General features: G+C 35.2%; 24 protein-coding genes (1 of these 24 only partly in view). 14 read left to right on the top strand and 10 right to left on the bottom strand.

What is annotated here, in order from left to right:
- Positions 1-11: 11 nt before the first annotated feature.
- From R8749_RS09500 to R8749_RS09470, 7 genes are all read right to left on the bottom strand, one after another.
- On the bottom strand, positions 12-716 hold the full coding sequence (locus R8749_RS09500) for an MgtC/SapB family protein (protein ID WP_317696302.1): 705 nt from the start codon (positions 714-716) through the stop codon (positions 12-14).
- A 3-nt stretch (positions 717-719) separates the two neighbouring features.
- Positions 720-1235 (bottom strand): DUF308 domain-containing protein, encoded by a 516-nt coding sequence (locus tag R8749_RS09495; protein WP_317696300.1) that lies wholly within the window; start codon positions 1233-1235, stop codon positions 720-722.
- Positions 1236-1242: 7 nt separating this feature from the next.
- A complete protein-coding gene (gene lepB / locus R8749_RS09490) occupies positions 1243-1800 on the bottom strand; it encodes a signal peptidase I (protein ID WP_317696297.1) in 558 nt (185 codons plus the stop codon).
- Positions 1801-1927: 127 nt separating this feature from the next.
- Entirely contained in the window at positions 1928-4030 is a 2103-nt protein-coding gene (locus tag R8749_RS09485; protein WP_317696295.1) for a KUP/HAK/KT family potassium transporter, read from the bottom strand.
- Positions 4031-4145: 115 nt separating this feature from the next.
- Positions 4146-5486 carry a C1 family peptidase gene (locus R8749_RS09480; protein ID WP_317696293.1) on the bottom strand — a complete coding sequence of 447 codons (1341 nt, stop codon included), beginning with the start codon at positions 5484-5486 and terminating at the stop codon, positions 4146-4148.
- Positions 5487-5526: 40 nt separating this feature from the next.
- Positions 5527-6225 (bottom strand): ribose-5-phosphate isomerase RpiA, encoded by a 699-nt coding sequence (gene rpiA, locus R8749_RS09475; protein ID WP_317696291.1) that lies wholly within the window; start codon positions 6223-6225, stop codon positions 5527-5529.
- A gap of 3 nt (positions 6226-6228) precedes the next feature.
- Positions 6229-6525, bottom strand: a complete 297-nt coding sequence (locus tag R8749_RS09470) for a GNAT family N-acetyltransferase (protein ID WP_317696288.1) — start codon at positions 6523-6525, stop codon at positions 6229-6231.
- 195 nt (positions 6526-6720) lie between these two features.
- Between R8749_RS09470 and groES the strand changes: the two genes are divergently transcribed.
- Entirely contained in the window at positions 6721-7002 is a 282-nt protein-coding gene (groES, locus tag R8749_RS09465) for a co-chaperone GroES (RefSeq protein WP_317698556.1), read from the top strand.
- 33 nt (positions 7003-7035) lie between these two features.
- Positions 7036-8661 carry a chaperonin GroEL gene (gene groL / locus R8749_RS09460; protein WP_317696286.1) on the top strand — a complete coding sequence of 542 codons (1626 nt, stop codon included), beginning with the start codon at positions 7036-7038 and terminating at the stop codon, positions 8659-8661.
- Between the two features lie 518 nt (positions 8662-9179).
- On the opposite strand, the gene R8749_RS09455 is transcribed toward groL, so the two are convergent.
- Entirely contained in the window at positions 9180-9488 is a 309-nt protein-coding gene (locus tag R8749_RS09455) for an alpha/beta fold hydrolase (protein ID WP_317696284.1), read from the bottom strand.
- 113 nt (positions 9489-9601) lie between these two features.
- Here R8749_RS09455 and R8749_RS09450 point away from each other — a divergent pair, with 113 nt between their 5' ends.
- Complete coding sequence (locus R8749_RS09450) at positions 9602-10540, top strand: Rpn family recombination-promoting nuclease/putative transposase (RefSeq protein ID WP_317696283.1); 939 nt, start codon at positions 9602-9604, stop codon at positions 10538-10540.
- A 70-nt stretch (positions 10541-10610) separates the two neighbouring features.
- On the opposite strand, the gene R8749_RS09445 is transcribed toward R8749_RS09450, so the two are convergent.
- Positions 10611-11531 carry an L-lactate dehydrogenase gene (locus R8749_RS09445; RefSeq protein ID WP_317696281.1) on the bottom strand — a complete coding sequence of 307 codons (921 nt, stop codon included), beginning with the start codon at positions 11529-11531 and terminating at the stop codon, positions 10611-10613.
- Positions 11532-11819: 288 nt separating this feature from the next.
- Here R8749_RS09445 and clpP point away from each other — a divergent pair, with 288 nt between their 5' ends.
- From clpP to R8749_RS09395, 10 genes are all read left to right on the top strand, one after another.
- Positions 11820-12413, top strand: a complete 594-nt coding sequence (gene clpP, locus R8749_RS09440; RefSeq protein WP_317696279.1) for an ATP-dependent Clp endopeptidase proteolytic subunit ClpP — start codon at positions 11820-11822, stop codon at positions 12411-12413.
- A 189-nt stretch (positions 12414-12602) separates the two neighbouring features.
- Positions 12603-14411 (top strand): glutamine--fructose-6-phosphate transaminase (isomerizing), encoded by a 1809-nt coding sequence (glmS, locus tag R8749_RS09435; protein ID WP_317696278.1) that lies wholly within the window; start codon positions 12603-12605, stop codon positions 14409-14411.
- Between the two features lie 90 nt (positions 14412-14501).
- Complete coding sequence (locus R8749_RS09430) at positions 14502-14978, top strand: S-ribosylhomocysteine lyase (protein WP_317698555.1); 477 nt, start codon at positions 14502-14504, stop codon at positions 14976-14978.
- A gap of 113 nt (positions 14979-15091) precedes the next feature.
- Complete coding sequence (locus tag R8749_RS09425; RefSeq protein WP_317696276.1) at positions 15092-16141, top strand: WxL domain-containing protein; 1050 nt, start codon at positions 15092-15094, stop codon at positions 16139-16141.
- 164 nt (positions 16142-16305) lie between these two features.
- Entirely contained in the window at positions 16306-17445 is a 1140-nt protein-coding gene (locus tag R8749_RS09420) for a WxLIP family cell surface protein (RefSeq protein ID WP_317696274.1), read from the top strand.
- Positions 17442-18611, top strand: coding sequence for a DUF3324 domain-containing protein (locus R8749_RS09415; protein ID WP_317696272.1), 1170 nt, complete (start codon positions 17442-17444; stop codon positions 18609-18611). The genes R8749_RS09420 and R8749_RS09415 overlap by 4 nt, the downstream gene beginning before the upstream one ends.
- A 191-nt stretch (positions 18612-18802) precedes the next feature.
- Complete coding sequence (locus R8749_RS09410; RefSeq protein WP_317696269.1) at positions 18803-19675, top strand: WxL domain-containing protein; 873 nt, start codon at positions 18803-18805, stop codon at positions 19673-19675.
- 25 nt (positions 19676-19700) lie between these two features.
- Entirely contained in the window at positions 19701-20837 is a 1137-nt protein-coding gene (locus R8749_RS09405; RefSeq protein WP_317696268.1) for a DUF3324 domain-containing protein, read from the top strand.
- Positions 20838-20941: 104 nt separating this feature from the next.
- Complete coding sequence (locus tag R8749_RS09400; protein ID WP_317696266.1) at positions 20942-21889, top strand: hypothetical protein; 948 nt, start codon at positions 20942-20944, stop codon at positions 21887-21889.
- A gap of 100 nt (positions 21890-21989) precedes the next feature.
- Complete coding sequence (locus tag R8749_RS09395) at positions 21990-23060, top strand: WxL protein host-binding domain-containing protein (RefSeq protein ID WP_317696264.1); 1071 nt, start codon at positions 21990-21992, stop codon at positions 23058-23060.
- Between the two features lie 31 nt (positions 23061-23091).
- Here the strand turns inward: R8749_RS09395 and R8749_RS09390 are convergent, their stop codons facing one another.
- On the bottom strand, positions 23092-24603 hold the full coding sequence (locus R8749_RS09390; protein ID WP_317696262.1) for a helix-turn-helix domain-containing protein: 1512 nt from the start codon (positions 24601-24603) through the stop codon (positions 23092-23094).
- A 208-nt stretch (positions 24604-24811) separates the two neighbouring features.
- Here R8749_RS09390 and serS point away from each other — a divergent pair, with 208 nt between their 5' ends.
- Positions 24812-25075 carry the 5' portion of a serine--tRNA ligase gene (gene serS / locus R8749_RS09385; RefSeq protein WP_317696260.1) on the top strand. The gene runs 1035 nt beyond the window's last position, so the window shows 264 of its 1299 coding nt (coding positions 1-264); the start codon lies at positions 24812-24814; its stop codon lies off the right edge, out of view.

The following is a 25075-nucleotide window of genomic DNA, read 5'->3' as shown; positions in this document are numbered from 1 at the left end:
CCGGCGGTTTTTTAAATGCTGACAGTTCTAATCAAAACAATATTTTTGTTCCTTGAGATATCTTCAATAATATCGTCATAATTCATTTCATGAGGGATTTCAATTTCGTAAATATTAGTATAGATTATTTCGTCGTCTTGCCGGATGACGCCAAAATTAACGTCATCGACTTCGAGGTGATGTTCCTTGAAATATTGCCGAAGAAATTCTTTTGTTTCGTTTTTGTTATGGTATTGAATTTCCAAATTTTTAAACATATTGATATGAATGATCTTCTTTAGAAATACTAATACGGTAAAAACTACAAGAGTGCTGATAATGACGATAGTGTAATCACCCATTCCAACAGCCACTCCAATACAGGCAACGACCCAAAGACTAGCAGCAGTTGTTAATCCGTGAATTGATCCATGCTGAACAATAATTGTACCAGCTCCCAAAAAACCAATTCCACTGACAACCTGGGCAATTAGAGTTGCTTGATCTGAACGAATGGCACTCACAGTTTTGGGGTAATGAATTGCAACCTGAAAAGCATTAAAAGCAATTTCTTTTTGAACTAATGCGATAATACAAGCACCCACGCAAACTAAAATGTTGGTTCTAAGACCAGCGGGTCGGCTTTTATGTTCGCGATCATAACCAATTAAACCTGACACTGCAGCGGCCAAAAGTAAGCGAAAAGTAATTTCTAGAATAGTTAAATGAGTTTTCATTATTTATGCCTCATGAGGACGAAGAAGAACCATATCACAAGCGCTGATAACTAGTAAAATAAGTCCAAAAGTTCGCGCAAAGATAACTCTTTGATGAAAAAAAGGATTAATGATTAATAAAACGCCAATAATTAAAATTATGAGCGCAAAATAATATTTTTGTCGTTCAATATGGTTATCTTTAAGAGAGTAAGTAATTCTTTGAATTCCGCCAAGAAAAACAAAAATTCCGCTTAACCAATTAATGATCTTTGACCATTGAGCCGTTTGACTAAAAATAAGAGCAGCAATGGCAAATATCCCGATAACTGTTAAGAAATCAGTTTGACTTTTTTTGTTTTTTAAAGTCAGGATTAAGAGTTCGCAAGCGTAGACAATAGCGATAATTCCTAAAGTTAAGGCAAAATAATTAAGGGATTTTAGCGGCCAGATAATTAAAGCGATACTTATTAGAAGATTCAAAATAAGTGAGCCATAAAATCCAATTGTTGATTTTAAAAGAGGAAAGTAATTTAACATGATAAGACTAGTATATCTTAAAATGACCAATTGGCCAGAATCTGATAAAAACAACCCCAACAATTGAAGAACGACTAATAAAACCATAAGTTCTCGAATCTTCAGAAATACTTCTATTATCACCGAGAACAAAGTATTTATCATTAGGCACAGCATCGACATCTAATAATTTTTTGAGTGTAAAACTTTTAGTGAAATTACTTTGATGCTGCTGACTACTTTGAAAGTCCTTTAAATAGTTTTCTTTTTGGTGTTCGCCATTAATATAGAGCTGATCTTTGCGATAACTAATATCATCACCGGGGATTCCAATAACTCTTTTAATGTAATATTTATTAGATTTATTAGGGGCTTTAAAAATAATGACGTCCCCACGATTAATTTTTGACAGCCGAAAAGAAAGGACACGATCACCTTCTGTAAAGTTCGGTTCCATCGACTCCTCGTGAATTTGTTCGCTTGAAAAAATAAATGTCATTAATAAGTTCGCGACCAAAAAAAGGACAGCAAACAACAAGACATAGCTAAATAGATGTTTTAATAAAGAATTCTTTTTTTTAGTCAAAACTGAAACACTCCATTTTAGCATTCTACAATATGATTAGTTTAATTATAAATTGAAGTTGGTAAATAGAAACTTATTTTTTGTAAATTTTCAAAAAAAAAACATCACCTGCTTTGAGGCAATGCTTTTAGTCTTCATTTTCTTGATCGTCAATTTCTGAATCAACGTTCATTTCTCGTGTTTCTTCAACTGGAACTCGTTTAAGATGATTATAAATAGAATAACGTTTCTTAACGGAGTGAAGCATTAATGGAACGTGCTCAATTGATGTATCTGCATATTCCAATCCATACCAACGATCTGGAGCAACGGTAAATCGTTCTAAGGATAATCGAGCGCGGACAATAAATTTCTCAAACTGAGGCAGTTCCGTCTCTGGTGAAAGTTCATCCTTAATGATTAAGAATGAGAAATCACCAACTTGTCGGTCAGGGATAATTGTATATTTTTGCGGCTGACGCAAAATGGTACCGTCCTGCATCAGATCTTTAACAACCTGCCGCATAAAGACGTTAATCTTTTGATCAACTCGAAAACCTAGATAGAGCTGAACGTTGACAATATAGTCAGTGTCGTAGGTTTCAACTGTATACTTTTGGGTATATGGCTCATCAGTAACGTTGACGGTTACAAACCAATAAACTTTAGCGCGCTTTGGCCGTTTATCAAGAATTGAGTACATAATGTCTCGCTTAATTTTGGTTGGCGCATGGCTTTTACACAATGCAATTAAATTGGTTGCAAAATAAGGAATGGAATCATCGTTACTCAGAGTATGGAGCTGTTCTTTAAAAGAAAGAATAGATACTGCGTTTGCTTGATAAGTTTCCGATGACTTGATGCTTCCTCCATAAGACCAAATAAACATAATTGTTAAAATCGAAAGAGCAATGATGGCCGTAACGTATCCGCCGTGAGTGAACTTAACTAAACTTGAGAGGAAGAAAATAGTTTCAATTGTGCCAAAGAATCCAACAATAAATCCTGCAAAAATTGGTTTAATTTTCTTTAACCGCATGAATTGATATAAAAGCATGGTCGTCATTAACATCGTTAAAGTAATTGCCAGTCCGTATGCGGCTTCCATGTGGCTGGAGGTTTTAAAGTAAAAGACAATTAAAACACAGATTACCCACATTAAATTATTAACAGAAGGCATATAAAGCTGACCTTTAATGTTACTTGGATAAATAATTTTCAACCGTGGTAAAATCTTTAATTTAATTGCTTCTGAAACTAAAGTGTAGGAACCTGAAATCAAGGCTTGAGAGGCAATAATTGCAGCAAGTGTTGAAATGATAATTCCAAAAATCAAAATATTTTTTGGCAGCATGCTGTAAAATGGATTCATTTCAGGAGTTGCAGCTAGAACAGCATTATTACGATTGTTAAGGATCCAAACGCCTTGACCTAAATAGTTAAATACCAGACAAACGCAAACATACGGCCAACTGGCATAAATGTTTTTGGCTCCAACATGTCCCATGTCAGAATATAAAGCTTCAGCCCCCGTAGTTGCTAGAAAAACACTTCCTAAAATAAAAATACCTGAATGATTCTCTGGTGAAAAAAGAATTCTAATTGCATAAATTGGATTAAGAGCTCTTAAAATTGTGAAGTCTTGGAATACATAAAATAAACCAGTTACTCCCAAGAAAGTGAACCAAACTGCCATCACGGGGCCAAATAGACGACCAATACTATTGGTTCCAAATTTTTGAATAAAGAAAAGAACCGAAAGAATAATAATAGTCGTGATGATAACCTGACTTTGTTCAGTTATCAAAGATTCTCCAAAAAATTTAACACCTTTAAGCCCTTCAATTGCAGTAGTTACTGTTACTGCAGGAGTTAACATTCCATCAGCTAAAAGAGCAGCTCCGCCAATCATTGCGATAACAATTAACCAGCGATGGCGTTTGCGGACCAAGGTATAAAGCGAAAAGATTCCGCCTTCGCCTTTATTGTCAGCTTTTAAGGCAATTAAAACGTACTTAAAAGTGGTCATAATCATGACAGTCCAAAAAACAAGTGATAATGAGCCGATGACATAATCGGTACTAACTTTGCCGATTCCCCCGTTATCGGCTAAGATTGCCTTCATTACATATAAAGGTGAGGTTCCAATATCACCGTAGACAACGCCTAGAGTGATAAGGATTGTTGCAACACTGACTTTTTTCAAGGCAGATTTGGGATTAGATTCTTTTTTATTATAGATATCTTTCATAATATTTTTCTTGACCAATTTTCTCAGTTTGAATAAATAATTGTATTTTAAACTAAAAAGCAAAAAACCGCACGCTAGACGTGCGATTGTGCCAATTGCAGATCAATTTCAGGATTTAGGCAAGGGCACCCATCGGATCCCAAGGTTTTAGCACAGTTGGTTCATTATATTGACTGTCGTAAACGTATTGTTCTTCACTAGTCAAATATTTTTTGTTAATGACAACCTGATAGACAAATTCACTCATCCACTCATCACTCATCACAAAATATCCTTTGCTGCCGGCTTTATCGCCCCAAGAATTTTCAACTTTCCATTTAGTTGGCTTATCATCTACTAAATCAACGCCCGTGATAACCATTGCATGAGTCATTAATGATTCGTCATAATCTAAACGGTCAGCTTTACTCATTGAAAAATCAGTAGAGAATAAGCTGTCAAGGGTATAAATACTTGGATCCATAATGCCTTTTTGGCGATCGGAAGATTTGCCGACATCACTGCCAAACCAAACACTTTCGCCATCTTTAAGCTGTGCAACTACGAGTTCTTTAACTCGATCCATTTCAAGATTTAAATGTCTAACTTCACGTCCGCCGACAATATTTCCTAGCATATCAACAGTATAAAGCTGATTAAACGGCTTATCTTTTGTTGGAGAATTGATGACAGAGATATAATCAGCAAGATTCCAGCCTAAGAATTTATCATAAAAAGTCTTTGGAGTTAGATCAGCTTCACGATGATAATTTTTGTCTTTATCAAGGTATTCCCAATCAAAATTAGTTGGAACCGGACCTAAAGCAAAAACTAACATCCGATATATGTCTTGGAGCATTAATTGACGCATCGAAGAAACTTCGGCAACAGTTTTGCCATTTTTAATTGCATCTCTTAAAGTAACCGCATCATGACGGAGTTTAGTGTTTAAAGTTTGATTTAAAGCACTAGAATCTTTAGCGTTAGCATTATCTGGCATAATATCTGCTGGAACAATTCCGTATTTTTCAATAATGGCACATAACATGTCCCATTGACCGCCATCTTGTTGCGGGGTCGTCATTAGAAAATCAAAACGGCGGGAATCAGTTTCTTCATTGGCAGTGTTAATAACGTTTTCGTAAAAATAGTTGCTTTTTTCAAATTTATCCCAGAAAAATGTGTAGTTTTGAGACAATTCGAATTTATCAAGCTTCAACTTCTTTTGAATATCATGACGCATCGTATTCAGTGCAGCAAACATCCAGCAGCGGCCAGATCTTCGCTGATTAGAAACATCTCCTGTGTCTAAATCAATTGAAAATACGGGCTTCATTGCTTGAATAGAATCAGGATTTTTTGCAACTTGATAAATTCCATTGTTACCAATTGCCTGCATTAGGTTTTGACTCTGTGGTTCATTCTTTACTTGATAAGCAAAAGAATTTGTTAGTTGACTAGAAATTTCGAAACTCATAAATTACCTCTCTTTTTCTTTTTTACCTATTGTATTCCATTTACTTACGAATTACAGGGATAACTTCAGCTTTATCTGATTTTCCAACAATTACTGTATTAACTGTATCTAAAAAAAGTCCATGCTCTAAGATTCCTACTTGATGATCAAGCCATTGGGCTAATAGATGAGGATGCTTAATAACTCCTAGATGAAGATCAATAATATAATTGTGGTAATGGGTTAATACTTTTTGGTTCTTTGAATCAAGCCTAAATTTAGGATTAAGCCCCTCCGAATCTAGACGCTCATAAACCTTTGAACTGCCATAAGGAACAACTTCTAAGGGAAGTGGAAAAGCACCAAGCTCATTAACCATTTTAGATTCATCAACAATCCAAACATTGCGATTGCTGGCAGTGGCAACAATCTTTTCTAAGGTATGAGCAGCTCCTCCGCCTTTAATGCCTTGAAAGTTAGCATCAATTTCGTCAGCTCCGTCAATTGTTAAATCAAGATGATCAACTTCATCAAGCTGTTTAATTTTAATTCCAAGTTCTTCAGCTAAAGAAGCAGTTCTGCTTGAAGTTGCAACTGCCGTAATATTTAAGTTTTCTTCTTTAACCCTTTTTGCTAAAGCTTCTACTAAATAAAAAACAGTACTGCCAGTACCTAGGCCAATCATCATTTTGTCTTCTACTAAAGAAGCCCCTTTAATTCCAGCATTTTTCTTTTTTTGGTTAATTAAATTTTTTTCCATAAATTAGACCTCACCTTTAGGTTGTTCGTACTGAAGCTTGCGGTATTCGGAACTAGACTCAAAGGCTAGCTTGGCAAAGTTACAGGTTGGAATAATTTTTGCATTAGTGTCGCGTGCCAACTTGACCACACGCTCAAGCAAAACACTGGCAACTCCTTGACCACGTAATGATTCGTCAACAAATGTCCGAACAATATCCAGCACTTTTCCATTTTGAGTGCTGATATATTTTATTTCTGCGAGCATTTTGCCTGCGGGATCATCAATAAAAAAACGTCCCGGTTCACTTTGAATTTCCATTATTTATGTCCTTTCTAGCTTGCTTCATTTTATAGCAAGAACCTATAAATTAAAACAATTCATCTATGTAAAAACGATAAAATCTAAAATTTTTCTTTAAATACTTGCAACAATTGTCATAAAAGATTAATATATATTCTGAAGTTAGCACTTATCAATAAATAGTGCTAAAAATAAAACTGGAGGTAAATGAACTTGCTTAAACCATTAGGTGATCGTGTTTTAGTAAAAGTAAGAAAAGAAGAAGAAAAAGTAGGGGGAATTGTTCTAGCGAGCAATGCTAAAGAGAAACCTACTTCTGGTGAAGTGATCGCAGTCGGTGCTGGAGCCGTTGATTACAATGGCAAGAGAATGCCGATTGACGTTAAAGTTGGTAATGTTGTCTGGTATGATAAGTATTCTGGAACTTCCATTAAATACGATGGTGATGAATATTTAGTAATCCGGGCTGGCGATTTATTAGCAGTTGAAGACTAATTAATATAATAGAAATAAGAGGTTAAAGAATAGATGGCAAAAGATATAAAATTTGGTGAAAGTGCACGTCGTTCATTATTAGCTGGTGTTGATAAATTAGCAGACACAGTAAAAACAACAATCGGACCAAAAGGGCGTAACGTAGTTTTAGAAAAATCCTACGGTTCTCCTACCATTACAAATGATGGTGTAACAATTGCAAAAGAAATTGAATTAGAAGATCCATATGAAAACATGGGTGCAAAGTTAGTTGCAGAAGTTGCTTCAAAAACTAATGATATTGCAGGAGACGGGACAACTACTGCAACAGTTTTGGCTCAAGCAATTATCCGTGAAGGAATGAAGAATGTATCTGCAGGTGCAAATCCAGTTGGCATTCGGCGCGGAATTGAATTAGCTACTAATGCAGCAGTTGAAGAATTACATAAGCTTTCTCATAAAGTTTCTGACAAGCATGAAATTGCCCAGGTTGCGACAGTCTCTTCAAGCAGTTCTGAAGTTGGTGAAGAAATTGCTGATGCAATGGAAAAAGTTGGACACGAAGGTGTTATTACAATTGAGGAATCAAAAGGAATTGATACTGAAGTTGATGTTGTTGAAGGAATGCAGTTTGATCGTGGTTATTTAAGCCAGTACATGGTTACAGATAACGACAAGATGGAAGCAGATCTTGATAATCCTTACATTTTAATTACTGATAAAAAGATTTCTAATATTCAAGATATTTTGCCTTTATTGCAAGAGATCGTTAAATCAGGTAAGGCCTTGTTAATCATTGCTGATGATGTTGATGGTGAAGCATTACCTACATTAGTATTGAACAAAATTAGAGGGACATTCAATGTAGTTGCTGTTAAAGCACCTGGTTTTGGTGATCGTCGTAAAGCTCAGCTTGAAGACATCGCAACTTTAACAGGAGCGACAGTAATCAGTGGTGATCTTGGACTTGAATTAAAAGATGCAACAATTGATCAATTAGGTCAGGCTCACAAAGTTACAGTTACTAAAGACAATACAACTATTGTTGAAGGTGCTGGCAGTTCGTCTGCTATTGACGAAAGAGTAAATCAGATTAAATCACAAATTGCTGAAACTACTTCTGATTTTGATCGCGAGAAATTACAAGAAAGACTTGCTAAATTAGCTGGTGGAGTTGCAGTTATCAAAGTTGGTGCTGCTACTGAAACTGAATTAAAAGAAAAGAAATATCGTATTGAAGATGCTTTGAATGCTACAAGAGCTGCAGTTGAAGAAGGTTATGTAGCTGGTGGTGGTACTGCATTTGTTAATGTAATTCCTGCAATTGCTAAGCTTAAAGAAGAAGGCGATGTTCAAACTGGTATTAACATTGTAATGCGTGCGTTGGAAGAACCAGTTCGTCAGATCGCAGCTAATGCTGGTATGGAAGGCTCAGTAATTTTAAATCAATTGAAGAGTGAAAAGAAGGGCATTGGTTATAACGCTGCAACTGATAAATGGGAAGATATGGCTAAAGCTGGTATTATTGATCCAACTAAAGTTAGTCGTTCAGCATTGCAAAATGCTGCTTCAATCTCTGCGACATTGCTGACAACTGAAGCTGCAGTTGCTGACATTCCAAATGAAGAATCAGCAGCTCCTCAAGGCGGCATGGATCCATCCCAAATGGGTATGATGTAATTTAATAGTTAAGATAAAAAGGGCTGAAAAGATTTTCTTTTCAGTCTTTTTTTGAAGGGTCAGTTATTCAATTCAATAATTAATTGAGCTATTTTTTAGGTTCTTCCCATTGAAGATAATGAAATGTTCCAAGGCTAATAACCTTGGACTTTTTGTTTGGTGAAATAAATTCCGAGCGCTCATATTCTGCTAAGCGATATGCTTCTGTAACGATTATAGTTGGATTTTTTTCATCTATTGTTTTTTGTTGTTCCCACAAAATATTATCTATAGCTTTTTGAAGTTGTAGCCTTTCCCTTTCGCCAAATCGTTTGGAATTATTAATAGTCGTTTGTAAAAATTCCGATGCTAATGGTTCGGGAAATAAAGTTTTGATTTTATTTTCGATAAAATCTGTTCCAGATTGAGATTTTATAGCTTGCTTGTAAGATTTTGTTTGAGGAGGGTTAAGAATTATTTCTTTAGTAGTTGGCTCAATTGCAAGAAATCCTTTGAGATTCTAAATATGCGGCAAAATATCAATAAACACCACCAATGCTATGAGCGATGATTATGGTTTTTTGAGCATGCAGTGAGTTAATAATTTGAGATAACTCATTGGCCTCATCTTGAACTGTGTAATCTTTTAATGAAGTTGAACTAAATCCAGTGTTTAAATAGTCAGATGCCAAAATTCCAAGATTTTCAGGCAGTTCATTAATTAATAATTGAAAAGATTGAGCTGTATCAAAGTCGCCGAAAGAATTTAAAAAGACAATCAATGGTTCTCCGTTTTGAATTGCTAAATTGTATGTTCCTATTGGAGTATTAATATTTTTTCTAAACATTTATTTCCTCGATTTATAAAAAATCTAAGTTTAAGTGTCCTTCAAATAAAGTTTTTGCGTAATTAACTATGTAGGAGATTTAATTCTTCTAAAAAAAGAAAGAGGACGCATGCTTGAAAAAGAAACGTGTATCACCAATGTCCGATTTAATGCTCAAAAAATTATTTGCTAATCCTAAGTATTATCATATATTAGCAGCATTAATTCGTGATTTTTTAGATATTCCTTGCACCGCAAAGGATTTAGTTAGTACAGATTTATATAATATTGAAACATATCAGAAAGCCAGAGATGAAGGGACTTTACTGATGTTGACGGAAGCAGATCTCCGAGTTATTATTCATGATAAAATTAGATTAACAATTGAAATGCAGGTAAGAAGAGATGCCGATTTTTTCAAAAGGGCGTCGTTCTATTTAGCAAGTGCTTTTCAGAAAGGTTATTTTTACAGATCGCAAATGATATCTCCTGACCGACCATATAGTTCTTTAGGTCAGACATATGGATTAAACTTTTTAAATTTTAACCTTTTTGAAGACGATGATGTATTTCACTGTTATCGTCCACCGTATGATGCGGACCATGATGCATACGGGTTTGGCATAATGGTATTTGTCGAATTTCAAAAGATGATCACTAATATTAAAGATCCAGTAAGAAGATATCATTGTGAATGTTGGATTAAATTTTTCTTAACGGGAAAAGTTGATCTCGATGCCCCAAAAGAAATTAAGGAGGCATGCGAAGTAGTTAGTTACGAGAATTTATCTAAGGAGGAACAAGAAATTATGGATGCAATTGAAAGAGCAAAAATTGAATATCAAGTTAGAATGGACTATGAACTTCAACAGGCAAAAGAAAAAGGCTTAAAACAGGGAATCGAACAAGGGATTAAACGAGGAATTAAACAAGGAATTGAACAAGGAATTGAACAAGGATCAACACAAGCTAAAATTGAAACTGCTCGAAAACTGCTTAATGAAGGAATAGCTATTAATGTTATTAGTAAAGCAACTCAGTTGAGCGTTTCAGAGATTGAAAAATTGAAATAATTATTCACATAAGATAAAAACTTGATGAATTAGATAACTCATCAAGTTTTTTTCATTAATTATTTAGTTATTAACCAAATTGTTCGCTTTTTTCTTTAATGGTTTGAGCTGATTTCTTCAAGTTCTCATTTTCTGGATCTGTTAATGGTAATTCAAGAACTTTTTCAACACCGTTTTTGCCAAGAATTGCAGGACTTGAAATGTATCCCGCAAAATCTTCATTGTAATGAGAACAAATGGCTTCAGTTTTGGCATCGGAGAACATAATTTGAATCAGACTTGTTGCAGCAGTTGCAACGGCATAATTTGTGTAGCCTTTACCAACGTGAACCTCGCCGCCGCCAAAACGGGTATCTTTTTCGAGTTGATCAAGATCAATCCCTTTTTCTTTTGCAATTTCAGTAAATGGTCTCCCTTCCACTCGAACCGTTGACCACGCAGCAAATTGGGAATCTCCATGTTCTCCGAGAACATAGCCGCTGACTGAGCGGGGATCGATATTTAAGGCTTCACCAACATGGCGTTTAAGACGAGAAGTATCAAGGTAAGTGCCAGTACCAAGAACTTTATGAGTTGGAAAACCAGTATGTTTTTGATACAAACCAGTAATAACATCATTAGGGTTAGTAATAACTAGCAAAATCCCTTTAAAGCCAGAATTTTTTAAATCTTTAGAAAGCTCTGCAACTGAAGGGGCGTTAGTTTTCAATTCAGCAAAGCGGTCAACACTTCCAGGTACAATCAAATCGATTCGTCCAATTGCTGACACGATAATGTCACAATCTTTCATATCAGAAATTTGTCCGTTAATAATGGTAGTATGAGTGGATAACAGACTTGCAGCATCTTGAAAGTCTAAAGTATCAGCCTTAACTTTGTCTTGATTTCGGTCATATAAAATCAGTGTATCAGCGAGCCCTTGCGCTACAATGATGTGTGCAACGGTCGATCCTACATTACCCATTCCCATAACTCCAACTGTTCTTGCCATTTATTTTCTCCTTTAAAATGTATTGTTACTATTATAACAACGTTTTAACTGATCACAACCATTTTATGCAAAAAAATGAAATAATATACGAACTAAATGAGTATTAATTTTATGGACAGGGAATATTTTAATGTATATTGAAGTTGATGATGTAAAAAACGAAAAATAAAATGTACTTAAGCGGCTAACAATATTAGATGTCTTTTGGTAAGTAAATCTTTTCTTTGACCTTTATTGACTTTTATAGTATTATTCATACGTTGAATAAAAACAAGAATGGAGTAATAAATGTTAGTACCTACAGTTATTGAGAATACATCACGGGGCGAAAGAGCCTATGACATTTATTCACGTCTTTTAAAAGACCGAATTATTATGCTTTCTGGCGAAGTTGAAGACAACATGGCCAATTCAATTATTGCGCAATTGTTATTTCTTGATGCGCAGGATTCTAGTAAGGATATTTATCTTTATATTAATTCTCCTGGTGGAGTTATCACTTCAGGGCTTGCAATTTTAGATACTATGAACTTCATTAAATCTGATGTTCAGACAATTGCAATGGGAATGGCTGCTTCAATGGCAAGCGTTCTTTTGACTAGCGGAACCAAGGGTAAACGTTTTGCTTTGCCAAATGCGGAAGTCTTGATTCATCAACCATTGGGTGGTGCTCAAGGCCAGCAAACTGATGTTGAAATCCAAGCCAATCATATGTTGGAAACTCGCAAGAAGCTAAATCAGATTTTAGCTAAAGCTAGTGGTCAGACGTTGAAGAAAATTCAAACTGATACTGAGCGAGATAATTATATGACAGCGCAAGAAGCTAAAGATTATGGCTTGATCGATGATATTATGACTAATACACCGACTGCTAAAAAATAAATATCTGTGATCATCCTTTTAAAAAGGATGATTTTTTTTTCAGAAAATTTTAAATCGTGTAATATCTGACTAGACCAATTTGCAATAAATTTGACAGTTATTTTTATAAATGGCATAATATTCGAGGTTTGCGCGACCGATGAACTTTAAAAATAGATATATACCAATTTTAAAAAGAAGGTTAATAGCATGTGTGGAATTGTTGGCGTGATTGGACGCGACGATACAACAGAAGTTCTGTTGAATGGTTTAGAAAAATTAGAATATCGAGGATATGATTCAGCGGGAATTTATGTAGACTCAAAGTCAGGTGATGGACATTTAGTTAAAGAAAAAGGAAAAATTGCCGAATTGCGAGCAGCTGTTGGGCCGGATGTAAAAGGAACTGTCGGAATTGGACACACTAGATGGGCAACCCATGGTATTCCGAGCAACAATAATGCTCATCCGCAAGTTTCTGCTAATGGCCGATTTTATCTGGTTCATAATGGAGTATTAGAAAATTATGAGGAATTAAATTCAAAATACTTGTCAGATGTTACTTTTAAAAGCGAGACTGATACCGAAGTAGCAGTCCAATTAATAGAGTATTTTGTGAATTCTGGTAAAAGTGTCTTAGATGCTTTTCGTCAAATGGTTGATCTTGTGGTAGGATCTTTTGCCTTTTTGATGGTTGACCGAAATGATCCTGAACGACTTTATGTAGCAAAAAATAAAAGTCCTTTATTAATTGGTTTAGGCCAAGGCTTTAATGTTGTTTGTTCTGACAGCCTAGCAATGTTGTCGCTCACTCATGAATTTGATGAACTTCATGACGGTGAAACGGCGATTGTGACTAAAGATCAAGTTGAAATTTTTAACCGTGAATATCAGGCTGTTGAAAGAAATCCTTATCATGTTGAATTAGATGAAAACGAGACAGGAAAAGGTACTTATCCTTTCTTTATGCTAAAAGAAATTGATGAGCAGCCGGCAGTTTTAAGACGCTTGGTTGACCAATATATGGGAGAAAGAGATCAATTTAAATTTGATCCACGCTTAATCGAACAAATGGCGCAGGCGGATCAAATTTATATTGTTGCTGCAGGGACCAGCTATCATGCAGGACTCGCTGCTAAAACTATTGTTGAAAAAATTGCTAAAGTTCCAGTGGCAGTTGAACTAGCAAGTGAATTTGGCTATCATTTACCAATTTTAACCAAACATCCTTTCTTTGTTTTTCTTTCTCAAAGCGGTGAAACTGCTGACAGCCGTCAAGTGCTGGTCAAAATGAAAAAAATGGGCTATCCAATTTTGACAATTACAAATGTTGACCGTTCGACGCTTTCAAGAGAGGCTGATTTCACGGTTCTCTTGCATGCAGGACCTGAAATTGCGGTTGCTTCGACAAAAGCATATACAGCTCAAGTAACAGTAATGTCAATTCTTGCAAAAGCGCTTGGACAAAAATTAAAAACTGATGACAGCAAGATTGATCTTAGACATCAGCTTGGCATAATAGCTAACGCAATTCAGACTATTGTCGATAATAAAGAAGAGATCGAAAAGTATGCATCAGACTTTTTAGAAAAAACAACAAATGCTTTTTATATCGGACGAGGTCAGGATTACAATGCAAGTTTAGAGGCCGCCCTAAAATTAAAAGAAATATCATATATTCAAGCCGAAGGTTTTGCAGCTGGTGAGTTAAAACACGGTACAATTTCTTTAATTATCGAAGGTACTCCTGTGATAGCAATCATTACAGATGAAGTAACAGCAGGGTTAACTCGCGGCAATATTAAAGAAGTAGAAGCGCGGGGGGCTAATACTTTAAGAATTGTCAGTGAAGATTTGGCAGAATCAAAAGATCAGATTATTATGCCAAAAATCGATCAGGTGCTCGCACCAATCTTAACCGTTGTCCCGGCTCAATTGCTTGCCTACTATGCAACAATTCAGCGGGGATATAATGTTGATCAGCCTCGTAATTTAGCTAAAAGTGTGACAGTGGAATAATTAAGCAGGTGAAAACCTGTTTTTTTATTAATTTTTGTGGCACAATACAAGTAGTCATAATTTAGAAAGTGGGGAATAATTTTGAGTAAAATTAAAACCGAGGTTGAAAGCTTTACTTTAGACCACACAAAGGTTAAGGCCCCTTATGTTCGCTTAATAACTCGTGAACAAGGACCAAAAGGCGACGTGATTTCTAATTTTGATCTTCGTCTATGTCAGCCAAATGAAACAGCGGTTCCGACTGCTGGATTACATACAATTGAACATTTGCTGGCAGGACTGCTAAGAGACCGGATGGCAGGAGTAATCGATTGTTCGCCGTTTGGTTGTCGAACGGGATTTCATTTGATTACATGGGGTGAACAAACTACCACTGAAGTTGCAAAAGCGCTTAAAAGTTCTTTGGAGGCAATTGCTAACGATATTGAGTGGGAAGATGTTCCGGGAACTGACAAATATAGCTGTGGAAATTACCGCGATCATTCGCTTTTCTCAGCTAAAGAGTGGTGTAAACAAATTCTGTCTGAAGGAATCAGCGACGATCCTTTTGAACGTCATGTAGTTTAATTTTCCAAAAAAAACAAAGTTTTTATTTTGAATTGATTAAGATAATTATGTTGACATGTTAAAATAATGTTTGTAAGTTGATACTTATATTTCTTTTGGGAGGAAAAAATTTAATGAGTATGAAAATTAATAAAAGCTCTTTGCTAGCTAGTGTAGCAATGCTTGGTGTTGCTGGTACAATGGTAGCTCCTGTTACAGTTTTTGCTGCTGGTGCTGGTGGTGATACCAATGCTCCTAGTACTAATCCTGCAGTCAACCCTACAGTTAAATGGGGTAGCGGAGGAGCTAATGGCTCTATTGGTACTGGGGCTAATGGCAGTTCTGCTCAAACTAGTGGAACATCTTTAGCTGGTATTTCTTGGCATACAGATGCAAATAGTGCTATTCTTTCACTTTTAAGAGTACCTAATTTTGACTTTGGATCTTGGAAATTTACTGGTGGAGCTAAAGGAGCTGGTTCAACTAATACACATTGGTACCCAGTAGACGCTACAACAACGGGTCCTGCATATAGCAGTGGCGGTATTGCTGGAAATGCTACTTATGCAACTTTAGCTGCTGACGGGAGTGCTCCTGCTCTTGCAACTACTGGTAAAAATACTGTTGATGGTTATAATGTTTCTAATAGTAATCGAGTATTAGTTGTTGATGATGAACGAATGGGAACAGATGGCTGGAAAGTTCAATTATCAGTTGGTTCTTTTGATAAAGATGGAGCTGGTGACGGGACAATTAGTGGTTCTGCTTCTCCTACAGGAGGTGAAAGCCACTTAAAAGGAGCTGCAATTGCAATAGTTCCTAGTCAGGTTACCTATAAAAAAGATGTTAGTAATGCGTTACCAGATGTAGTAGCTCCTGTTGGTGCAGGTACTACTGCTACTGCTCCAATAATTGCTTATTCTGCTGATACAAGAGGAACTACTCCGGTCGTTTCTGATCCGCACTCGACAGGATATAATTATGGTGCTGCTACTACCATTTTCTATGCAAATCAAAATTCTGCAACTTCTGGACTTAATCAGACCGGAAGTACTAAAAATGGTTTGGGAGCTTGGATTATGGACTTTACTAAAAAGGAAAGTGCATTGTTCACCAGTCCTGTTGAAGGCTTAGGTACTTATACTGCAAGCTTGAAATGGACATTAACATCCGCTCCTCAATAGGATAATGTTAAGTTAATTTTTCTTGAGACATCAGTTATTAAAACTGATGTTTTTTTGTTGCAATTAATATTTATTTCTTGTAAAAGATTTATTTTTTTTAATTTTTTGCAAATAATTTTTTAAAATGCTTGGTAGAATAGAGGAAAGATTATTTGAGGAAATAAATGAGAAAAAAAAGTAAAATTATTTTAATTATTTTATTTACACTTTTGGTAATTTTTAGCAAAAGCAAAATAGTTAAAGCAGATGGTATAAGCGTTGATGTTAAAGTTATTCTTCCGTCTAATCAGACTGAAGGAATAAATGGATGGTTTGATGTGCATGTAAAACCAGGAGACAAGCAGATATTTCAGTTAAAGGTCAATAACCATTCAAAAAAGCAAGTGTATGTGGAGGTAAAGCCTACTGATGCAACAACTTCTCAAAATGGAGAGATGGATTATGAACCATATAAAGGTCCCTTTGATCCAACTTTAAAGTATCGTTTTCCTAAATTAACTCAAAAAGCTCAGAGAATTCATATCCCAGCAAATAGTTCTAAAATGGCAACTTTTACAGTAAAAGTTCCTAAGAAAGCAAAAAATCAAATGATAATGGGTGGCTTTTATGTTTCTCAATTAGACGATAAGCCAAAAAAACAAGTTGTCAAAAAAGGTGAAAAACAAAAAGTTCAAATTAGGAATTATTATAGCTATACAATTGCTGCATTGATGTCTATTGGTAAACTTCCTGATCCAAATGTTCGCTTGGTATCAGTAGCCCCCGGGCTTCAAAGCGGTTATGCAGCTTTTGGAGCAAATTTACAAAATGATAAGGCTAATTATGTTTCTCAAATGAAAGTAAAAGCAAAAATTATCAGAAAAAGTTCAGGTAAGGTTGTTACTGAGCGCAGTCAGTCAGCAATGACTATGGCTCCAAATTCAAACTTTATATATTACATGCAAGTAGGTAGAAGTGCAATTAAGCCAGGTACTTATCATTTAGATTTAGTAGCAAGCGGATCGGGTAAGAAGTGGCACATTTCAAGAGATTTTGAGGTTACTGCCAGCCAAGCTAATGAAGTTAATGCAAATAATGTTTTACTGCCAAAAAGCAACTTGTGGATATATATTTTGATTGCAGTGATTATTCTTATTTTGTTTATAGCTGTTGTTGTTTTTGTTTACTTTAAAGGACAAAATAAAGCTCAACGCCGCTTAGAGACAAATCTTCAAATAATGCGTAAATCTGCTGATAATTCAAATGGTCAATCAAATAAAAAAATTGAATCAAGAAATTCAGTACCACGGCGGAAAAGAAAATGAGAAAAGCAAGAAAAATATTTTTAATTTTGTTTATAGGAATAGTTTTTAATGTATTCAATGAAATTCCAGCTTTTGCGGCAAATAATACAAATGGAGGGTATTCTATTAGACCAATACCTCCCAAAAATCAAAATCCTGCGGTTAAGGGCTATTTTGATTTAACTGTGGTTCCAGGACAGCGACAAAGTTTATCTATTGAGGTCAATAACAACTCAAATGAAACAAAAACAATTAGAGTTTTAGCAACCACTGCGGCAACGACTTCTTTTATGGATACCAATTATGATGGTGAGATTAAGAGTAAGGATAAGGATAAATCGCTAAAATATGATTTTTCTCGTTTTGGCTTTACTCCAAAGACTATTAAGCTAAGACCCAATAGCAAATTAGTAGTGCCTCTGGATTTTACGGTTCCGAAAAAACCTTTTAAGGGGATCGTTCTTGGTGGCATCTATGTAAGCGATGTAAATGCTCAAAATGTTGAAAGAAATCAAAGCGGAAAAACAGGGATGAAGTTAAAAAATTATCTCAATTACGCAATAGCAGTTAAAATGACAGAAGATCAGGAAACCGAGGTTACTCCCAATCTAAAAATATCAGGAATTAAGGCAATTTTGTATAGTGGTTATCCGGCAGCGGGAGTTACTTTACGAAATACTTCAATGGGATTTGGAAGTACAGTAAGCGCCAAAGCGACAACTTATCTTAAAAAGGACCGAAAGATTAGAGCTACTGGAAAAGTGAGTTCGGGGACAATTGCACCTAATACGATTTTTACGTATCCCATCATGTTTCCAGCGAACAAACGAATTACTCCGGGAAAGTATCATTTAGATTTGAAAATTAAGACTGCAACTCGAAATTTTAAATTTTCACGTGATTACACAATCTCGCCAACTCAAGCAGATTTAATTAACAAATATAATCCTTCAATTAAGAAAAGTTATTTATGGATCATCATTTTAGCAATTGTTATCGGGATTTTGTTACTAGTTTTATCATTTGCTTTATTCTTTATTATGGGTCGTGGACGAGGACGTCAAGAAAGTAATGCTGGTTTTCCTCAGAACATGGATGGCATGCAGAAAAAGCAATTTAAACAAATGATGCGTGAACAGAAAAAACAATTTAAAGCTCAACAAAAGGCAATGAAAAAAAGAAAATAAATTCTTAAAGATTGTGAAATAAAATCTTTGAGTTTTTTAATGAGAAAAATAATCAAATCTGTTATGATAGTGATGAACGTTTTATCAAATCTAAAGAAAAATTATTATTATTTTGATATTTCAAGCATAAAAATCCTGGTATTATGTAATCTGTAGTAAGATTATGCTAACTACGATTTGGGAGGATAAAAATGAAACAAAACTTATTAAAAGTTGGTAAACTTTCAGCAGTTGCATTAATGGCAGCCCCAATCTTGTCTGCTGTTAGTGGTACTAGCACAGTATTTGCCGCTAATGCAGCAGGTACTGGTCAAAGCGGCGTAGGCACAGGAAGAGTAATTGCGGCTGACGCACAAAGTGTTGAAGTTTCTAATGCTTCTGGTGCTTTAACAAGCGGCACCAGTAAAGCAGCAATTGAATTCTACGCTGGAAATCTTTCACTAGATCGAGTTCCTAACTTTGATTTTGGTGTTCACGAATTACAACAAGCTGCAGCTTATGATTTATATGGTACAGCACCTGTTCTTAGCTCAGCATACACAGGAGTTGCAACTTCTGGTAATGCTTCAGCAAGTAATTTAGGATATTATAGAATGCTTCAAGTTACTGATAAAACAGCTGGTAGTTCTGGCTGGAAAGTAACTGCATGGGGTGAACCTTTCCAACAGCAGAATGTTGTCGGTGGTGGAACAGCTGTTACTATGAAACCAACTGATATTACTTTAAACACTACATCAGTTGATCGTGGAAACTTAGTTGCTGATACAAGTGGAGTATTCCACACAACATATAGTTCAGCTGCTTCTGATGATCGTCCTGATAGTATTGCAAGTTCGAAAATTATTTTCGCTGAACATGTTGGTGATCCACAGCCTTCTTCAACAGAAGTTGTTTGGAAAGTTGGAAATGGTCTAACTGCTGCTGGTATCGCAAAAGGTAAAGGTACTTGGGCTGCAGATTTTAATGCTGCAGATTCAGCTACTTTGAACCTTCCTCTAGATCAACAGACAACAATTGGAGTATTTCAATCAACACTTCATTGGACTCTGCAAGCAGGAGTTTAAATTCAATAAAAGGGGATAAAGATATTTGAGTTCTAAAAAAAAGCAATTGGGTTTAGTTGTTTTTTCACTTTTATTACTCTTAATTCAATTTATACCCGTAAAAAAGGCACAGGCAGATGTGGAGACAGACCCTAAAAAGTTTGCTACGCTCTCTGTGCCTTTTTTTACGGTTAAGATAGTTCCGCCAGCTAATCAAGCTAAAGGGACAACAATTAATTATTTTGATTTAAGGGTAAAACCAGGAATGAAACAAACCTTGGAATTATACGTTGCTAGTACAGCAAAAAAAAGCCAAACCATTACGATGACTCCGACAAATGCAATTACAAGTGCAGGGAACATTTTAGCATCAGGGGTTAAAGTTCCGCCAGATCCGTCTAATATAATTCCTTTTACATCTTTTGGGATTAGGAATGCTACGATTACTTTGAAGCCAAAAGAAGTTAAAACAGTAAAAATTTCTTATACGATGCCTGAGACACCTTTTGATGGTATTATGATTGGCGGCTTGTTTTTAAATACGAGCTTGACAACAACTTCTGATGCTGGAAAGAGTAAAAATCAAAAGGCTACTTTAAAGTTTTTAAATGATTATTCAATGGCAATTCAGGTTTTAATGACGGAAACTGATAAGCTTGTGCTATCTGATTTAAAAGTTAAAACAATTATCCCTCAAAGTTATCAAACTTTACCGGCAGTAGGAGTAAAACTTCAAAATCCTAAGATGCAATATATGGATGGATTATCGCTAGATGCAACAGTTACTCGTTTAGCAGATCCAAATGATCGTCATACTCAAAAGGTTAAAGATTATAAGTTTGCCCCAACTAGTAATTTTACGTATATGATTCCTTGGAAATCGACCGAGAAGATGGAGGCTGGGAAGTACCGTCTCGATCTTAAGGCAAAAGCTGTTCAAAGTCATTTGGCTTTAAATGAAGAGCAACAAAAGAAACAAAAATGGAATATTTCTAGAGAATTTACAATTACTAAGGCACAAGCAGATCAAATTAATCGGAAAAATCCTAAGTATAAGACTGATTATACATGGCTGTTTATTATAATTGGGATTTTAATAGTCTTGCTTATTATTTTCTTATTCTGGCTTGTATTTACATTAGGCAGAAAAAAGACTAATAAGAATGTTGTAACAAAAGAATAAATCCTTTCAAATTTTAGAAAAAATATCTTAAAATTCGGAATTAATCATGTATGGGAACTGATATAGTTATAGTATAATTATATCGTGAATATGGGAGGAGAAAAGTGAAGGAGTCTATTAATCTTCGTCAGAGAGTGTTGGGAGTCATTCTCTCGTCGAGCGTTTTCTCTTTGTTTTTAAATACAGCAGTTGTCTCTGCAAATCCAGCAGGTGCTGGATTAGGTCATTCAGATGGGTCTGGTCGTACTTTAGGGGAAGATAATCAAAATACAGTAGTTAATGAAATTGCTTCTCCTGGTAATTCAGCGAGTGTAGATGGATCAAAAGGATCCTTACAGTTTGCTCCCGGATTTTTGGCATTAGATTCAGTACCTGATTTACACTTCATGCCAAGTTTTACTGGTGCTCATCAGACTTCGTTGATGAATAATAGTCGTGGTGGGTATACAGGAACTAGTTTCGCTGATGGTAATTCTTATGGGAAATTACAGGTATCAGATTATCGTTATTCAGGTGAGCCATATAATCCAGCAACATCTAAACCAATCAATGTTGGTTGGACATTGTATGCACAATTAGGTTATTTCTCACCTATTGGCGGTTCTGGAATTAGTGGAGCGGTAAGCAGTGATCCAAACTATAATGATTCTGGGGCAGCTTCTTATGGCGGGACAGCTCCAGTGACTGCACCAACTACATTAGGCAATAATGATTGGGCAATATTTTTAAACAATAAGAAGGCAGTTGAGCGAAATACCTCGCATGGATCTAACTTTAGAAGTAATGTATTTTTATCGGGAGCACCGATGACAGATTACCTAAATGGAAGAGATGTTGAGTATGATGAATCTTCGACTTTGATTGCTGGTGGTCCGCAAGTAAAAATTTGGTGGACGCCTAAGAGTTTGACCAATAATTTCTATGGTGGTTTTGGAAAGACTGTTTCTTATTATGATTATTCAAGCACAGCTTCTTTGAAAGTTGGAAATGAAGCTCAAGAAGGTCAATATTATGCACCAATTACCTGGACATTAATGGCAAGCAGTAGGTAGTATATCTTCAAGTTACCGGTTTTCCTTAAATTGGAGAGCCGTTTTTTTTTGACGATCTTAATTTCTAATTTTTTGCTATAATTTTAAAAAAAGAAAGGCGTTGACTAAGATTAAAAAGTTTATAACAGCATTAGCTTTCTTCTTAATAGTTATTGGCATTAAAACAGAGTATCCACTGGCAGTTCCGACCACTGGGGCAGATTTTATTGTTACTCCTAATCATGATTTAACACCTAATTCAGATTCTAACCGAAAAAATAATTTATGGATTAATGTAAAGTCAGTAGACCAACCACTTGTTTTTAATATTGATAATAAAAGTTCTGATGCACGAGAATTTCTGATAACTGCAAATACTGCTTATACAGGAATTGATGGCCAAATTCATTATGATTTAGCTGTTCCACGCTTAGATCGAACTTTGGTCTATAATTTTCGGTATTTTGTGCAAAATAATGATCAACGGGTAAAGGTTCCCGCCAAAACAAAAAAAAGTTTTAGACTTAATCTGAAAATTCCGGATACTGAAAGTTACCATGGTCAAGTTTTAGGTGCTATAACGGTTATAGAGCTAACCAAACAAGATCAAACGAATAATAAAGGTAAAACCAATATTGTTAATCATTTTTCAATTGGCTTTCCTGTGGCCTTAAATTTTGGAGGATCTGAGATACCTGTCAATTCAGCTGAGACCCCTTTTAAAATCGGCACCATCCAACCAGGTTTTGGCTTACGCGGCGGCTTAGCAATTTTAACCGAATTGCGCAATACTAAGCCCGCTCAGATCTTAGATTTTAACCTTGATGGGAAGATTACTGCTAAGGGTAAGAATAAAGTCTTATTTCGTTCCAAGCAAAATCTTTTAGCAATGGCACCAAATTCAATTTATAATTACCAGCTTTATTGGACGACCAAAGATGGTTTTAAAGCGGGTCACTATCATCTTTCTTTGGCAATAAAAGTTCCGGGCAATCCTGCTAAAACATACCATTTGGGTAAAGATTTCACCGTAACTCCTAGTCAGGCAGAAAAATTCAATCGAAAAATTGGGATCAAGCCAAATTATTTATGGCTTTATATCATTATTGCAATTATTGTTTTACTTTTGCTGTTATTATTAACTTTTCTGATTAGTCGCCATCAAAGAAATAAATCATTAAGAGAAAAATAAAAAAATCGATGTTTTCATAAGCATCGATTTTTTACTTGGCAATTTTTTTAGTAAATTCCTTTTTCAAAGATTGATATAAATTAAAATATTCAGTTTCAGTTGCATCCAAATTCCAATCAATCACGATCTTGTCATCTAAATTATCATTTTCGTAGAGTGCTCCTAAATCTTCAATTGAAGTGATAATTACATCTGCGTTTGCTGGGTTATCACCTTCAGTTGCAATTTCGACAAATGATAGATCATTTAAGAATGTCATCATGTCTCTAGTAACTAAATCACTGCTTTCCAATACTAGTTTAACTTTGACAGTTTCATTTGATTTAAAATAGCGGAGGTAAGGAATTAATAAGTACTCCATTTCCTTGATGATTTTCTTTTGAGCTTTTAAGTATGGGGTAAACTCAGAAACATGTTCTTTTTCTTCAACGAAGTTACTAACGATTTCGTATAAGACAGAATTGTCATAGTTCAAAGTCTGTTCATCATCATAGAAGTCATTAAACTGAAGATAATCACCCTGCATAATATAGTATGAGAAGAAAATTCTCATTAAATTAGCTTGCAAGGGGAGACTGGCGGCAATCATTTTTGAATCTTCATTATTAATTAAATGAGTTTGAAGATCTTCAATAAAATCATTGGTCAGCTGCCAAACCGGTCCTTTTGATTCCTTAATAGAATCGTATATTTTTTGAGAAATTTCGTTGTCCATGATTGGAAAAACTAAAGATTGAAGTCTAAAGAAGTTAAAAAACTTAGCTTCAATAATTAATTGATCGGCAGGTACTTTTGGAAAGTTACTTGAAGTAAAAGGAGTTTTTGAATTAAATAGGTTTAAGTTATCAGGAAAAATTTGATCGAACTTGTCCATGTCAGTTACGTGATAACCATGGATAATTCTAATCCGAGTAATTGTCCAAAACAAAACCGTTCTAATTGTAACGATTGGATCGTTTAACTCACTTTGTTCCAACTGCAGCTGTTGGGCAACATCGTAGTAACGAATTGTTTCAAAAGGCCATTCAAGTCCTCGGTAACTGAGCCAGTAGAAACAGTAAATGAAGAACCGAATACTTTTTTCGTCTCCAATGAAGCTCAGGTCGTTATAAGAAATTTTGATTTTATATTTTTCCAGCAAAACTTTAAGTGCTGCATTCTTTCTAAGTAATGTTGAACGGGAAATGTAATGATCCTGACAGAACTTCTCCACATTAGGACTGCTGCCTTGAACCACATAGTTAATAAATTGAAATACAAGCGATTGTTTTAATAAGAATAATCGGTACATATCAATTGAAATCGGAATTTTTTTAGTATTCAGAAATTTCTTTCGATTTAAATCCTTCAAATCGGTATTGGGGAAATTTTGAATATCTTCCAACAGTTCCTGCAGAATATTATACGTCTGCTGGTAACTTGTATTCATTTCATTAGCAATATCAATGATAGTATAGTTTGAACCTTCGAAAGATTTGAGAACTCTGAACATCAAGAACTTTTGATATTCACCCTTCTCTAAAATAGTTTCTTCAAATAGCATAAGTTTCCCTTTATAACGAACTTTTAGAATTAATAGTAATTAGTCAAGCATAAGGCCCAACTTTTCTTTATGTCATAATTCTAAAAGTTTTTTTTATAATTTGAAATTAAGAATTAAAATAAGTTACATAATTTTTTGCAAAGACCTTGCAAACAGAACGATTTTTCATAATAATTAAGTCAATGAAAAAAGAAATGGAGAATAGATCTTGCTTGATATCAAAGTTATCAGAGAAAAACCGGATTGGATAAAGGATAAATTAAAATGGCGGGGAATTGATCCTCAAGAAATCGATGATCTCTTGGCCATTGATCAACAACGGCGCGAGATGCTGGTTGAGTCTGAAACTTTAAAGGCACAGCGCAACGAAGTAAGTGATCAAATTGCTCAAAAGAAACGTAATCATGAACAATCTGATGCAGAAATTGCTGAAATGCGTACGGTCGGCGCCAAAATCAAAGAACTTGATCAG

The sequence above is a fragment of the Xylocopilactobacillus apis genome (assembly GCF_033095965.1).
GTDB lineage: Bacteria > Bacillota > Bacilli > Lactobacillales > Lactobacillaceae > Xylocopilactobacillus > Xylocopilactobacillus apis.
This window is presented reverse-complemented; position numbering and strand designations above follow the sequence as displayed.

What these genes read in the sequence shown, in the direction of transcription:
- R8749_RS09500 (WP_317696302.1), bottom strand. Translation starts at nt 716, where the DNA reads ATGAAAACTCATTTAACTATTCTAGAAATTACTTTTCGCTTACTTTTG.
- R8749_RS09495 (WP_317696300.1), bottom strand. Translation starts at nt 1,235, where the DNA reads ATGTTAAATTACTTTCCTCTTTTAAAATCAACAATTGGATTTTATGGC.
- R8749_RS09485 (WP_317696295.1), bottom strand. Translation starts at nt 4,030, where the DNA reads ATGAAAGATATCTATAATAAAAAAGAATCTAATCCCAAATCTGCCTTG.
- R8749_RS09480 (WP_317696293.1), bottom strand. Translation starts at nt 5,486, where the DNA reads ATGAGTTTCGAAATTTCTAGTCAACTAACAAATTCTTTTGCTTATCAA.
- rpiA (WP_317696291.1), bottom strand. Translation starts at nt 6,225, where the DNA reads ATGGAAAAAAATTTAATTAACCAAAAAAAGAAAAATGCTGGAATTAAA.
- R8749_RS09470 (WP_317696288.1), bottom strand. Translation starts at nt 6,525, where the DNA reads ATGGAAATTCAAAGTGAACCGGGACGTTTTTTTATTGATGATCCCGCA.
- groL (WP_317696286.1), top strand. Translation starts at nt 7,036, where the DNA reads ATGGCAAAAGATATAAAATTTGGTGAAAGTGCACGTCGTTCATTATTA.
- R8749_RS09455 (WP_317696284.1), bottom strand. Translation starts at nt 9,488, where the DNA reads ATGTTTAGAAAAAATATTAATACTCCAATAGGAACATACAATTTAGCA.
- R8749_RS09445 (WP_317696281.1), bottom strand. Translation starts at nt 11,531, where the DNA reads ATGGCAAGAACAGTTGGAGTTATGGGAATGGGTAATGTAGGATCGACC.
- clpP (WP_317696279.1), top strand. Translation starts at nt 11,820, where the DNA reads ATGTTAGTACCTACAGTTATTGAGAATACATCACGGGGCGAAAGAGCC.
- glmS (WP_317696278.1), top strand. Translation starts at nt 12,603, where the DNA reads ATGTGTGGAATTGTTGGCGTGATTGGACGCGACGATACAACAGAAGTT.
- R8749_RS09425 (WP_317696276.1), top strand. Translation starts at nt 15,092, where the DNA reads ATGAGTATGAAAATTAATAAAAGCTCTTTGCTAGCTAGTGTAGCAATG.
- R8749_RS09420 (WP_317696274.1), top strand. Translation starts at nt 16,306, where the DNA reads ATGAGAAAAAAAAGTAAAATTATTTTAATTATTTTATTTACACTTTTG.
- R8749_RS09415 (WP_317696272.1), top strand. Translation starts at nt 17,442, where the DNA reads ATGAGAAAAGCAAGAAAAATATTTTTAATTTTGTTTATAGGAATAGTT.
- R8749_RS09410 (WP_317696269.1), top strand. Translation starts at nt 18,803, where the DNA reads ATGAAACAAAACTTATTAAAAGTTGGTAAACTTTCAGCAGTTGCATTA.
- R8749_RS09390 (WP_317696262.1), bottom strand. Translation starts at nt 24,603, where the DNA reads ATGCTATTTGAAGAAACTATTTTAGAGAAGGGTGAATATCAAAAGTTC.